10 protein-coding genes and 1 riboswitch are annotated in these 11973 nt (G+C 60.3%); of the genes, 5 read left to right on the forward strand and 5 right to left on the reverse strand.

The genetic code is table 11. The features are described 5' to 3' along the window. Nucleotides 1–168 precede the first annotated feature (168 nt). Genes EGN72_RS12955 through EGN72_RS12965 form a run of 3 tightly spaced genes read left to right on the forward strand, consistent with a single transcriptional unit; the run spans nt 169 to nt 4482 of the window. Nucleotides 169–1197: an ABC transporter substrate-binding protein gene (locus tag EGN72_RS12955; protein WP_127048248.1), complete on the forward strand. Its 1029-nt coding sequence runs from the start codon at nt 169–171 to the stop codon at nt 1195–1197. A gap of 47 nt (nt 1198–1244) precedes the next feature. Continuing rightward, the gene (locus EGN72_RS12960; protein ID WP_199743745.1) at nt 1245–3413 is read left to right on the forward strand and encodes an iron ABC transporter permease; all 2169 of its coding nucleotides are present in this window, start codon (nt 1245–1247) and stop codon (nt 3411–3413) included. Nucleotide 3414: 1 nt separating this feature from the next. Then, a complete protein-coding gene (locus EGN72_RS12965; protein ID WP_127048251.1) occupies nt 3415–4482 on the forward strand; it encodes an ABC transporter ATP-binding protein in 1068 nt (355 codons plus the stop codon). A gap of 6 nt (nt 4483–4488) precedes the next feature. On the opposite strand, the gene EGN72_RS12970 is transcribed toward EGN72_RS12965, so the two are convergent. Together EGN72_RS12970 and EGN72_RS12975 are read right to left on the reverse strand one after the other, a co-directional pair. Then, nucleotides 4489–5604 (reverse strand): hypothetical protein, encoded by a 1116-nt coding sequence (locus tag EGN72_RS12970; RefSeq protein ID WP_127048253.1) that lies wholly within the window; start codon nt 5602–5604, stop codon nt 4489–4491. Nucleotides 5605–5669: 65 nt separating this feature from the next. Next, entirely contained in the window at nt 5670–7904 is a 2235-nt protein-coding gene (locus tag EGN72_RS12975; protein WP_127048255.1) for a Hint domain-containing protein, read from the reverse strand. A gap of 199 nt (nt 7905–8103) precedes the next feature. Here EGN72_RS12975 and EGN72_RS12980 point away from each other — a divergent pair, with 199 nt between their 5' ends. Then, a complete protein-coding gene (locus EGN72_RS12980) occupies nt 8104–8439 on the forward strand; it encodes a hypothetical protein (protein ID WP_127048257.1) in 336 nt (111 codons plus the stop codon). A 35-nt stretch (nt 8440–8474) separates the two neighbouring features. Continuing rightward, nucleotides 8475–8614: riboswitch (FMN riboswitch) on the forward strand. A gap of 61 nt (nt 8615–8675) precedes the next feature. Next, nucleotides 8676–9197 carry a 6,7-dimethyl-8-ribityllumazine synthase gene (locus EGN72_RS12985; protein WP_127048258.1) on the forward strand — a complete coding sequence of 174 codons (522 nt, stop codon included), beginning with the start codon at nt 8676–8678 and terminating at the stop codon, nt 9195–9197. Nucleotides 9198–9201: 4 nt separating this feature from the next. On the opposite strand, the gene EGN72_RS12990 is transcribed toward EGN72_RS12985, so the two are convergent. The 3 genes from EGN72_RS12990 to EGN72_RS13000 all read right to left on the reverse strand — a co-directional run bounded on the left by EGN72_RS12990 (nt 9202) and on the right by EGN72_RS13000 (nt 11934). Then, nucleotides 9202–9999: an inositol monophosphatase gene (locus EGN72_RS12990; RefSeq protein WP_127048260.1), complete on the reverse strand. Its 798-nt coding sequence runs from the start codon at nt 9997–9999 to the stop codon at nt 9202–9204. Nucleotides 10000–10101: 102 nt separating this feature from the next. Continuing rightward, entirely contained in the window at nt 10102–11040 is a 939-nt protein-coding gene (locus EGN72_RS12995; RefSeq protein WP_127048262.1) for an MBL fold metallo-hydrolase, read from the reverse strand. A gap of 3 nt (nt 11041–11043) precedes the next feature. Then, on the reverse strand, nt 11044–11934 hold the full coding sequence (locus EGN72_RS13000; RefSeq protein ID WP_127048264.1) for an MBL fold metallo-hydrolase: 891 nt from the start codon (nt 11932–11934) through the stop codon (nt 11044–11046). Between the last annotated feature and the right edge of the window lie 39 nt (nt 11935–11973).

Consider the following 11973-nt stretch of genomic DNA (forward strand, 5'->3'; position numbering starts at 1 on the left):
CACCGCCTTGTGGCGCGCGCCGAAACCCTGCACCGGGCAGCGCGGAAAAAAGCGGCCCGGCTGCCCGCTCTGTCATCAGGGTTTCACAAAATCAGTTGCATGCTTGGGCAGAGCGATGCAACCTTGCGTCATAAGAACATACATAATGAGATGTCCAGGGAGGGAATCATGCGTAACTACACACTCGCCGCGTCCGTATTGGCATTGGCCACGGGTCTGTCGGCCACCAGCGCGATGGCGGCTGGCAAGTTGAACCTCTATTGCTCGGCGCAGGAAGATTGGTGCCAGTTGATGGCGCGCAGCTTTGAAGAGGCGACGGGCATTGATGTGGATATGACCCGCAAATCCTCGGGTGAGACATTTGCCCAGATCAAGGCCGAAGAAGTGAACCCGAAGGGCGATGTGTGGTGGGGCGGCACCGGTGATCCCCATCTGCAAGCCGCCGAGGAGGACCTGACGGAACCCTATGTTTCCGCGATGCGCGACCAGTTGCACGACTGGGCGATCAAGCAGGCCACTTCGGCAGGTGACAAGACCATTGGCATTTATTCCGGCGCGCTGGGCTTTGGCTATAACACCAAGCTTTTGGCCGATAACAACCTGCCCGCGCCTACCTGCTGGGAAGACCTGACCAAGCCGGAATTCAAGGGCCATGTGCAGATGGCAAACCCGAATTCGTCGGGCACCGCCTATACCACGCTGGCGACGATGGTGCAGTTGTTTGGCGAAGAAAAGGGCTTTGACTACATGAAGCGCCTGCATGCCAATATCAACCAATACACCAAATCCGGCTCTGCCCCGATCAAGGCAGCGGGCACGGGCGAAACCACCGTCGGCATTGTGTTCATGCATGATTCAGTGGCGCAAACCGTTGCGGGCTTTCCGGTTGTGACCGTGGCGCCATGCGAAGGCACCGGCTATGAAATCGGGTCGATGTCGATCATCAAAGGCGCGCGCAACATGGATGAGGCCAAGCAGTTCTATGACTGGGCGCTGAGCGCCGAGGCGCAGAACCTTGCGTTGCAGGTCAACGCGTTTCAGGTGGCCTCGAACAAGGCTGCAACCTCGTCCGACAAGGCACCGAACATGGATCTGATCAAGCTGATCGACTATGATTTCAAGCTTTACGGTTCCTCGGATGAGCGCAAGCGCCTGCTGGAAAAGTGGGACAATGAAGTCTCTACGTTGCCGCAGTAAGCCCTGTGCGCATTGCCACAAGTGAAAGCACCCGCCACCCGGTTTTGATGTTCTGGATCATTGCCGGGTGGGTCGGGTATGTCCTCCTCCCCTGGTATGGGGTGGAGGATTTTTACACCTTTGAATGGCTGTTTGACGGCTATCCCCTGCATTCCGACTATGCCCCTGCGGCGGCGCTCATTGCGCAGGGAAAAAAGCTGTGGCTGGCCCCGATGCTGCTGGCGTTGCTGGCACCTTTGGTCGTGATGCGCAGGCGCAAGACGGACCCGCTTTATGGCAAGGTGCTGATAATCGCGGGCGGCTTTGGCTTTGCGTGGATGATCGCGCAAGGCTTGGGCATTGGGTTGCGCGGCTATAACTATGCCTGGATGACGGCGCTGTTCGGTGAATTGGGCGACCGGCAGTTCGGCATGGGTTACGGCGCGCTGATCGTGGCCTCGTCTTTTCTGTTTCTGTTCACCCAAGGCATCGCGGCGCGCGGTGCGGTGAATGGCGATGTGTTTGTGACGGCGGCGATTGGCGGTGTGATCGCGGTTGTGTCGATCTTTGTATTTTTCCCCATCGTCAAGATGCTGGGTGCAGCCTTTGTGTCGGATGATGGCGGCTATTCGATTATCGAGTTTTTCGGCAAATTCGTGGATCGGCGCATCTGGGGCCTTGGGTGCTTTAGCGGCACAAGCTGCGGTGCGGCGTGGAATTCGCTGTTCCTTGCTGTGCTGGTCGGAGTGCTGACAACGGTTCTGGGGCTGATTTTCGCGCTGGTGCTGACCCGCTCCGGCTTTCGGTTCAAGCAAAGCCTGCGGGCGTTGACGGTGCTGCCCATCATCACCCCGCCTTTCGTGATCGGGCTTGCGCTGATCTTGCTGTTCGGGCTGTCGGGCACCGTGACGCAATGGGTGGCCGAGGTGTTCGGCATGCAGCCGACGCGCTGGCTTTATGGGCTGCCGGGGGTTCTGATTGCGCAGGTTCTGGCCTTTACCCCGATTGCCTTTCTGGTGCTGATCGGTGTGGTCGAAGGCGTTTCCCCCAGCATGGAGGAAGCCGCGCAAACCCTGCGGGCGAACCGTTGGCAGACCTTTCGCACCGTGTCCTTGCCCCTGATGCGGCCCGGTCTGGCAAATGCGTTCCTGCTGGGCTTCATCGAAAGCATGGCCGATTTCGGCAACCCCTTGGTGCTGGGTGGCAATTTCGATGTGCTGAGCACCGAGATTTTCTTTGCCATTGTCGGCGCGCAATATGACCAAAGCCGTGCGGCCATTCTGGCGATGATCCTGCTGGGGTTCACGCTGGGTGCGTTTTATTTGCAGCGGTTCTGGCTGGGCAAGAAAAGCTATACCACGGTGACGGGCAAAGGCGATGCGGGGGTGCATCCGCAGATGCCGCTGGGCTTGGCGCTGCCGGTCTATGTGATCGCGGGGCTGTGGGGGCTGTTTACGATCGCGGTCTATGTCTACATCGTTTACGGGTCTTTCGTGCAGCTTTGGGGCGTGGATAACAGCCTGACGCTGACGCATTACAAAACCGCCTTCGCGCTGAGTTGGGGCGACAATGGCTTGCGCTGGACCGGGTCGGCCTGGGATAGTTTCTGGACGACGATCATGATCGCCACCATCGCGGCACCGTTTACGGCGGCGGTGGGGCTGATTACCGCTTATCTGCTGACGCGGCAGAATTTCGCGGGCAAAAAGTCGTTCGAGTTTGGCACCATGCTGTCCTTTGCCATTCCCGGCACCGTGATCGGGGTCGCCTATATTCTGGCTTTCAACGTCCCCCCGATTGAGATTACGGGCACCGGTATCATTCTGGTGGTCAGCTTTGTGTTCCGCAACATGCCGGTGGGCGTGCGTGCAGGCATCGCGTCCATGAGCCAGCTGGACAAATCGCTGGATGAATCGTCGCTGACCCTGGGGGCGAATTCTTGGCAGACCTTCCGGCTGGTCATCCTGCCCTTGCTGCGGCCTGCCATTCTGGCGGCGCTGGTTTACAGCTTCGTGCGGGCGATGACGGCGATTTCGGCGGTGATCTTCCTTGTGTCGGCGCGCTATGACATGGCGACCAGCTATATCATCGGGCGGGTGGAAAACAACGATTACGGTCTGGCGATTGCCTATTCGACGGCGCTGATTTTCGTGATGCTGTTTGCGGTTGGGATGCTGCAACTGGCGGTTGGCCGCACGAAAATCGGGCGGCGCAGTTCACATTCTGGGGGGCATTAACATGGTCAAGATCAACGCCAAGGCGGCCTCGGTCAGTTTTCGCAATGTCACGAAGGTTTACGGCCGCGATGTCGTGGCGGTGGATAACATTGATCTGGAGGTGGCAGCCGGGTCGCTGGTGACGTTGCTGGGGCCTTCGGGCTGCGGCAAGACCACGACCCTGCGGATGATTGCCGGGCTGGAGATGGCCAGCAAAGGCCAGATTTTCATCGGCGACAAGGATGTGACGACTCTGCCCGCGACGGATCGCGATGTGTCGATGGTGTTCCAGTCCTATGCCCTGTTTCCGCATATGACGGTGATGGAAAACGTCAGCTATGGGTTGAAGTTTTCTGGTTTTGACAAGGCCGAGACGAAGGACAGGGCCATTGCGGGTTTGGGGCTGGTCGGGCTGGAAGGCTATGGCAACCGCCTGCCAAGCGAGCTTTCGGGTGGGCAGCAGCAACGCGTGGCCGTGGCCCGCGCGCTGGTGCTGGAGCCGCAGGTGTTGCTGTTCGATGAGCCGCTGTCGAACCTTGATGCCAAGCTGCGCCGCCAAGTGCGCGAGGAAATCCGCGAGATTCAGCAAAACCTTGGCCTGACCGTGGTTTATGTGACCCATGATCAGGAAGAGGCTTTGGCCGTTTCGGATGAGATTGTGGTGATGCGCAATGCGGGCATCGCCCAAAAGGGCACGCCGCGCGATCTGTATGAAGCCCCGGCGGATGCCTTTGTCGCGGATTTCATCGGTGAGGCGAATTTGATCCCTTGTGAGATTCTGAGCGTTTCGGGCGATATGGCCGAAATCGGAATCGGGTCTTTCCGGCATAAGCTGGCCGCGCGCGGGTTGCAGCCGGGCAAGGCGCGGGTTGCGGTGCGGCCCAGCCGGGTGCGGATTGATGCCGAAGGGCAAGGCATGCCCGCGCGGATTGCCAAGGCGACCTATGTCGGCAGCCGGATGGAATATACAGTCGAGGCGGCGTTTGGCAGCCTGTTCGCGGTGCTGGATGATGTGACCCAACCGCTAAGCATCGGTGATGAGGTCAAGCTGTCCTTTGCGGCCTCTGGTCCGGTGCTGGTGCCCGGTTAACCCGCGCTACAGCCCTTTGCCACAGCCATCGGCCAGCGCCTGTTGGGCCAGTTGGCGCGGGTAATCATTGCCGATCACGGTTGATTGGGTCGCAATGCTGCGCAGTTCGGCCACTGTTTCCGGGGTGATGCTGGCGCGAAAACCGGGGGCGCAGACCAGTTCTATCGCGTAGCGGGTGGGGAAAAAGCCACCGCTGCGCAAGGCGGGCAAGGCGCGTTCCGGCTGATAGGGAAAGCGCTGCGCCAGAACCGCCTGCACGTCGGGATCATAGGCCGGACCGATACCCCAGCCCTGTGCATAGACCAGTGCCTGAAGGCTGCCGGGGGGAAGGCCCGCGATTGTCGCTTCGCCCATGGGTTGGCCAAAGCGCAGATCGTTGGTTTTCTGCGGCAAGAGACCCGCCAGCACGGGCAACCAATGCAAACCCCAAAGGGCCGGAAACACCGGACGGTCCAGCCGAAAAGCGGTTAGTGTGGTGGACTGCGATGGGCTGGTCGCGATGATCTGGCCATAGGTCTGGCCCGGAAAGCCGGGGATAGGGGCGCTGTGATAGGCCAGCGTGACGCCGGGCGCCGTGGGCGCGGCGGCGCGCAGGCAGATGCCTTGCGCGATCAGATAGGCGACAAGCGGGTCTGGCAGCGTATTATCGGCGGATTGATAAAAATCGCAATCAGGGGCGTGTTGCCAATCAAGGTGCTGCGCGCCCTCTGGCCCAAGCAAGGCAAGGCTGTGGCCCTGCACCGCAAGCTCTGCCCCCAGCGAAAAATCACAAAGCGGGCTGTCGTATTCGCGGCCCGCACATTCGCTGAACTGCGCGCGCCCGGTGTCCGGGTTCAGGGTGCCGGTTTCCAGCGCGAGTCTGGCCTCCGGCGGCAGCATCAGGACGGGTGCCGCGGGCAAGGTGGTGACCCATTTGGCCAGCATCCGGTCGCGCGTATATTCCACCGCCATGGGCAGCATCCAGACCACAGCCAAGGCCGCCCAGATCACCAGCCAAAAGGGGCGGCGGCGGTTTTGCCACAGCTTCCACAGCAGCAGCCCCGGCACCCCCAGCACAAGCGCCCAATACAGCACCTGCATCAGCCCTTGCAGCAAGGCCATGATTGCGTAAATCAACCCCATGCCGCGCCCTTCCTGCCAATCATTCAGGGCAACCCTGCCCAATCAGGCGGCAAAAGGAAAGCGGTTCAGGCGGCACGGCGCTGCGGGAGTGACAACAGGGCTGCGGCCTCATACCCGCGCAGGGATGGGCGTGCGCTGTCACTTGGTGCAGGCAAAAGGCCGGGGAAAAGCGCGTCCAGCTCTGCCTCTACCCCCGGGTCGTCTGCAAAGGCGCCGTGCTGATAGCTTTCGGTCGCAATGCCTTCGGCAAAGATGATCTCATGCCGGTCCAGCAGCAGGTGGTAATAGGTGACACGGTCGCAAGGGGCGCGGGTGATGGTGCAATCATTCACCAGCGCGCGGGCCGAGATCAGCACCTCGGACTCTCCAAACAGCAGCTCGGCCCGCCAATCCGCGATCAGCATCCGATGCGCGGGAGAGGTGGAAAAGGCGCGATGATTGCCCAAAGCGCCGGCGTGAAAGCGGATCGGGGCAAAGCGGCCATCGCCGGGAACAGACCGGGTCAGAACCGCGCGCAAGGGTTGCAAGCCATGGTCCAGCGTGCGGATCAGGGTGCCTGCGGTCAGGCTTTCGATCAGCGCGGGGCCATCTGCGGTTTCAATCTGCGTGCCAGCGGTAAAGCAGGCGACGTTGATGTTATCGGTGGTCAGATCTGTGCGGGTGATCCCTGTCAGTATGATCGACCCGCCCAGCGCCGTGTTATCGGAATAATCCCCGACCGACTGATTCAGGATACCATCATCCGAGAAGTCGTCGCGCAATTCGTTCAGGTTGGTGTAGAAGGCCGACAGATCAAGGAAATCGTTGTTGGTCTGGTCGCCATCAAGAATACCACCAGAGTTTCCGAGGTTCAGATCACTGATCGTCAGGTTGCTGCCGATGGTATAGATAAACCGGTCATTTCCCGCGCCGCCTGTCAGGGTGTTGTTCCCCGCGCCGCCGTTCAGCGTGTCATTTCCCGCGCCCCCGAACAGGCTGTCATTGCCCGCGTCGCCGTTCAGGCTGTCATTGCCATCGTCACCGTAAAGCGTGTCATTGCCCAGACCGCCAAGCAATGTGTCATCGCCCAGCCCGCCGAACAGGCTGTCATTGCCATCGTCGCCGCTCAGGCTGTCAGCGCCATCGCCGCCATAAAGCGTATCGGCCCCGGTGCCGCCGAACAGGCTGTCGCTGCCCAGGCCGCCGAAAAGCTGGTCGGCATCGGCCCCGCCATAAAGCGCATCATTGCCATCATCGCCGTTCAGCGTATCCAGACCTGCGCCGCCATAAAGCGTGTCATTGTCGGCATCGCCGCGCAGGCTGTCATTGCCATCATCGCCGTAAAGCGTGTCGGCACCCGCGCCACCATTCAGGGTATCATTGCCCGCACCGCCATAAAGCAGATCGGTGCCGTCATCGCCGTTCAGGCTGTCGCTGCTATCATCACCGTAAAGCGTGTCATTGCCTGTGCCACCGAACAGGGTGTCATTCCCGGTGCCACCGTAAAGCAGATCGTTATCGGCACCACCGAGCAGCGAGTCATTGCCGCCATCGCCATAGATCGTATCATTGCCCGCGCCGCCATCCAGCACGTCATTGCCTTCGACCCCCATCGCGGTGCCGGTGACCGAATAGCTTGGCCCCGGCGGCAGCCCCAGCATGGGTGAGGTGAGCAGGTTTTGCGTGGCCCCGCCCGTATCCGGCCCGTTGATGGTGGCGGCCAGCGTATCGGCCCCCAGATTTTCCCAATAGCGGATCTGGATCGTATAGGTCTGGCCCGGTGCCAAAACCACATCGCCCCAGCGGGTCGTCGTGCTTTGGTGAAAATCGTTGTTCAGGTAGTTCAGCGTCCCGCCTGTCTGGTTGCTGAAATTCAGCGGCACGCCGGCGGAGTTGAAGATCTGCACGGTGGAGCCATCATCGGAGGAGGTTGTCAGCCGATAGGTGCCACCCGTGGTGACGTTCAGGGTAGAGGTATAGACCACCCCGAAATCTTCGGGGTTTGTGCTTGCCGCCACACCGCGCATCGTATTGGTGATGCCGCCTTCGTCAAAATCGGTGACATAGCCGGAACCGGTGCGGGTAGCGGTGGTAAAGGCCGCAGGGGTGAAGGCCTGACCATTGGCCGATGAAAAGTTGTAGTTGAAGGTTTCATAATGCCACGCGCCTTGCACCGCGCCATCGCCGCGCAGGAAATCATTGCCCGCCAAGCCGTTGATGGTGTCATTGCCCAAGCCACCCGTCAGCGTATCCGTGCCAGACGAGGCCGTGATCGTCTGATTGGTCTGCGCCCCTGGGTTGGTGTTTGTATTCGTGACCATCCGTTAACCGTTCAAGAATCGGGCGCAATCTGCGCGCGAGAGTGGCTTTGTTTCTGAACGAGCCACGCGGCGCCATTTAGATAACTTTGTGGCAAATTGGCGGTATCCCTCGCGGTCTGCCGCGCCGCGCTTTCTTTTTGCGGCGGGGCTGTTAACGATAGCGGCACGCCGATTGGGGCAGGAAACAAAAGGGGGGCTTATGTTTATCCGATGCGCTTTTTTCAAAGGGCAGATCAAGCCGGGGATGGAGGCGGCCTTCCATGCCCATTGGCAAGAGCATGTGTTGCCGCATTGGCAGGCCTTTCCGCATCTGCTGGAACTGCGGGTGATGCGCGATGTGGAAAGCGATGATGACGACAGCCGCTTTCCGCTGGTCATGGCGATGACATTCGCGGAACGGGCGCATATCGCCGAAGCGTTGGCATCCGATACGCGCTGGGCCAGCAAGGCGGCCTCAAAGCCGTTGATTGATATGCTGGACGGCCATGTCATCCACACGGTTTTTGCGGCGGATCACTTCGATCCCATCGGGTGACGGGTTGCCATTGCAATTGCGATGGTTTTAGGTGGGCGCGTTCTCGGGGCGGGGTGCAATTCCCCACCGGCGGTGATAGCCCGCGAGCGCCTTGCGTTTCGGTTGAAGCGCTTGGGTCAGCAGACCCGGTGTAATTCCGGGGCCGACGGTATAGTCCGGATGGAAGGGACAACGGTTCGGGCAGTTAACTGCCCCGGCCGCGCCTTGGGGGCCTGACATGTAAAGGGAAGGTTCCTATGACTAAAAAACTGACAATCGCCTTTATCAAGGCACGCTGGCACGCCGGGATCGTCGATCAGGCGCTGGTGGGCTTTGTCGAGGAAATGAAAGCCATCGGGCTGGATGCCCATGTGGTGACCTATGACGTGCCCGGCGCGTTCGAGATGCCGCTTCTGGCGCAGAAACTGGCAGGCACCGGCAAGTTTGACGCCATTGTCGCAGCAGCACTTGTGGTGGATGGTGGCATCTACCGGCATGATTTCGTGGCCGCCGCCGTGGTGAACGGCTTGATGGAGGCGCAGATGAAAACCGGGGTGCCGGTGTTCTCGGTCAGCCTGACGCCGCACCACTTCCAGCCGACGAATGAGCATGTGAATTTCTTTGCGCAGCATTTCCTGAAAAAAGGTGCAGAGGCCGCGCAGGCGGTTCTGGGCGTGGTGGGGATTGATGTGAATGCCCCGTTGCAAGTGCCAGCAAAGCCTGCCGCAGCGGAGCCCGCCGCAGCAGAGAAAACCGAGCCGAAGAAAAAGGCGAAGTAACCCCTTAGGACGTGTAGGATTTGTTCGCCAGATCCTGCACTTCGTCAAACAATTCAGCGGTGGCCACGACGACGCGGCCGCCGTTTTTTATCATCTCATCAGCGTCCTGGCGTTCCACCTTGCCGCCTGCCTCGGCGATCATCAATTGACCGGCAAGGCAATCCCAAGCGTTCATGTGTTCTTCGACATAGCCCAGAAGCTTGCCTTGCGCGACATAAGCCAAGCTGAGCGCGCCAGAGCCGTTGCGCCAGAACACGCCCCCTGCGCGTGTAATCAGGTCAATCAAGGTGATGACATTGCCAGAGGCGCGGGTGCGCCCCGAAAAGCCCACGCCCAGCGAGCCGTTGGTCAGCGGGCGGCCTTGAAGCACCCGGATCGGCTTGTCGTTGCAAAAGGCACCTGCGCCGCGCATGGCGTGGTTACATTCATCATGCACGGCGTCGTGGATGACGCCCACCACGGTTTGCGCATTTTGCACGATGGCAATGGCCACGCACCATTGCGGGATGCCGTGAATGAAATTGGTGGTGCCATCAATGGGGTCGATGACCCAAGTAAAGCCCGAGGTGCCGCGCGTGGGGGCGTCTTCCTCGCCCACAATCGCGTCTTCGGGGAAAGCCGCAGCGATGGCAGCGCGCACAAGGGTTTCGACGTTCTTATCCGCCTCGGAGACGAAATCCTGATGCGATTTGGATTCGATGGTCAGGGTGTCGAAGCTGTTGAAATAGCGCAGGCCCAGCGCCCCAGCCTCGCGCGCGATAGTTTGCGCCGCAGCATAGCGTTTTGCGATCTCGTCAGCCATGGAACCCCCCCGATGCAGCCGCGAATTTTCGTTGAAAATTCTTGTTGCGCCGAGTGTTGCAGGTTTCAAAGCGACCGCAAGGGGGGAGCAGGGTTTTCGCGGCTATTCAAACTCCATTTCCGCAAAAACCACGCCTGCGTTCTTGGTGGCGAGTTCCTCAAACGTGTCCAGATGGGCATAGGGCGATTGATCGACATAAAACGCCCCGGCAAGGTCGCCGCCTGCATCAAGATGTTCACCGACCTTTCCGCGCAAATAGACAAGGTAATCGCGGGTATAGCGGGTGACTTGCGCAAAATTGGTCGGGTGGCCGTGGCCGGGAATGATATAGGTCGGTGACAGTTCGGTCAGCGGGCCTTCCCATGTTTCGATCCAGCAGCTTGTGCAGGTGCCTTCAAAGATCGGGGGCATGCGTTCGTGAAAGGCGATGTCGCCCGCAATCATCAGCCCTTGATCGGGTAGCCAGACCTGCGTGTCACCGGGGCTATGGGCGGGGCCAAGGTGCAGCACCTCGATCCGAAAATCGCCCATCGTGATCTCGCGCTTGTCGGTGAAGGTTTCGGTGGGGCCCATCGGGTCGGTGCCTTCGGCGTTTTCGCGGGCATAGGCCTTGAGCGCGATAAGCCCTTGGCCAGAGCTGTGTTCAAACTCTGCGGCGGCATCCTCATGTGCCAGCACGGGCACGCCTTGTTCGATCCAGTAATTGTTGCCCAGCATGGCATGGCCTTGGCCGTTTTCATTGATCACCAGTTTCACCGGTTGGTCTGTGACGATCTTGATCTCATCATGCAGGGCGCGTGCCAGCAGATAGGACGCGCCGGAATTCACCACGACAACGCCGTCACCCGTGACGATGAAGGACAGGTTGTTGTTATGGCCCGCGTTTTCATAGGTCGGCGGCGCGGTGGCCCCGATAGCGGAAAACACATGCGGAATCACCTCCACCGGTTTGGAATACAGCACCGACTGCGGGTATTGGTCGGGGATATCCTCGGAGGCAAAGGCCGGGGTGGCGAGGAGCAGGAGGGCGAGCGCGCGCATGGGTTATCCTTCGACGTAGCTGTAGCTGTCGCCTTGGCGGGTGACGTTGCCAAGCCCACCGCCGGGCAGGTGAAAGCCCGAGACGGCAAGCCCGTCAGCGGTGATCTGGTCCAGCAGGCTGATGCGGGTGGCGGCGGCCATATCGGGATCCTGATCGGATGGTGAGGCAAAGCCGGGCTGTTCGAAGGCCACGAAATTGTTGGAAATGGCATCGCCCAGCACCATCACCTTGCCGCCGACGATAAAGGACATGTGGCCGGGGGTGTGGCCTGCGGACAGGCGGGCGATGACGCCGGGAACGGGTTCTTCGCCATCGTTGAAGAACTGTAGCTGTTCGGCCAGAATATCAAGGCGACGCGCCGCCCCCGCCGCGAATGTGGTGCGGGCCTGACCAATGGTGTTGACGGTTTCCGGATTGGTCCAATAGTCAAATTCTGCCTGCCCGATCAGATATTCGGCATTGGCGAATTTCGGTTCGTCAAAATCATCCAGCAGGCCCCAAAGGTGGTCGGGGTGGGCATGGGTAAAGATGACATGGGTGATATCGTCATGGGTAAGGTTTGCTGCCTCCAGCGCCGCATCCAGCTTACCGGCCGAGGGCATGAAATCAGGGCCAGCGCCGACATCAAACAGCACGTTGCGGGTGCCATCCTGATACAGGGTCAGATTGCAGGGCGGGGTGTAGCTGTCGGCGGCGAGGTTGTATTTCTGGCGCATCGCGGCGGCGGCGTCGGCATCCATCGCCGCCAGCACGAAATCACCCGGCAGGGTCAGGTTGCCATCTGACAGGGTGATCAGTTTGCCATCACCCAAGGCCAGCTCACTGGCGGCAAAACCTGCGCGGGGCAGGGTGAGGGCTGCGGCGGAAAGGGCCAGAAAGTCACGTCTTTTCATAGTTTTATCCTTTGGAAGGATGGGCCGCCTGAACGCGGC

Source organism: Pseudorhodobacter sp. E13 (assembly GCF_003991405.1).
GTDB lineage: Bacteria > Pseudomonadota > Alphaproteobacteria > Rhodobacterales > Rhodobacteraceae > Pseudorhodobacter.

What these genes read in the sequence shown, in the direction of transcription:
- EGN72_RS12980 (WP_127048257.1), top strand. Translation starts at nt 8,104, where the DNA reads ATGTTTATCCGATGCGCTTTTTTCAAAGGGCAGATCAAGCCGGGGATG.
- EGN72_RS12990 (WP_127048260.1), bottom strand. Translation starts at nt 9,999, where the DNA reads ATGGCTGACGAGATCGCAAAACGCTATGCTGCGGCGCAAACTATCGCG.
- EGN72_RS12995 (WP_127048262.1), bottom strand. Translation starts at nt 11,040, where the DNA reads ATGCGCGCGCTCGCCCTCCTGCTCCTCGCCACCCCGGCCTTTGCCTCC.
- EGN72_RS13000 (WP_127048264.1), bottom strand. Translation starts at nt 11,934, where the DNA reads ATGAAAAGACGTGACTTTCTGGCCCTTTCCGCCGCAGCCCTCACCCTG.
- EGN72_RS12985 (WP_127048258.1), top strand. Translation starts at nt 8,676, where the DNA reads ATGACTAAAAAACTGACAATCGCCTTTATCAAGGCACGCTGGCACGCC.
- EGN72_RS12960 (WP_199743745.1), top strand. Translation starts at nt 1,245, where the DNA reads ATGTTCTGGATCATTGCCGGGTGGGTCGGGTATGTCCTCCTCCCCTGG.
- EGN72_RS12955 (WP_127048248.1), top strand. Translation starts at nt 169, where the DNA reads ATGCGTAACTACACACTCGCCGCGTCCGTATTGGCATTGGCCACGGGT.
- EGN72_RS12965 (WP_127048251.1), top strand. Translation starts at nt 3,415, where the DNA reads ATGGTCAAGATCAACGCCAAGGCGGCCTCGGTCAGTTTTCGCAATGTC.
- EGN72_RS12970 (WP_127048253.1), bottom strand. Translation starts at nt 5,604, where the DNA reads ATGGGGTTGATTTACGCAATCATGGCCTTGCTGCAAGGGCTGATGCAG.
- EGN72_RS12975 (WP_127048255.1), bottom strand. Translation starts at nt 7,904, where the DNA reads ATGGTCACGAATACAAACACCAACCCAGGGGCGCAGACCAATCAGACG.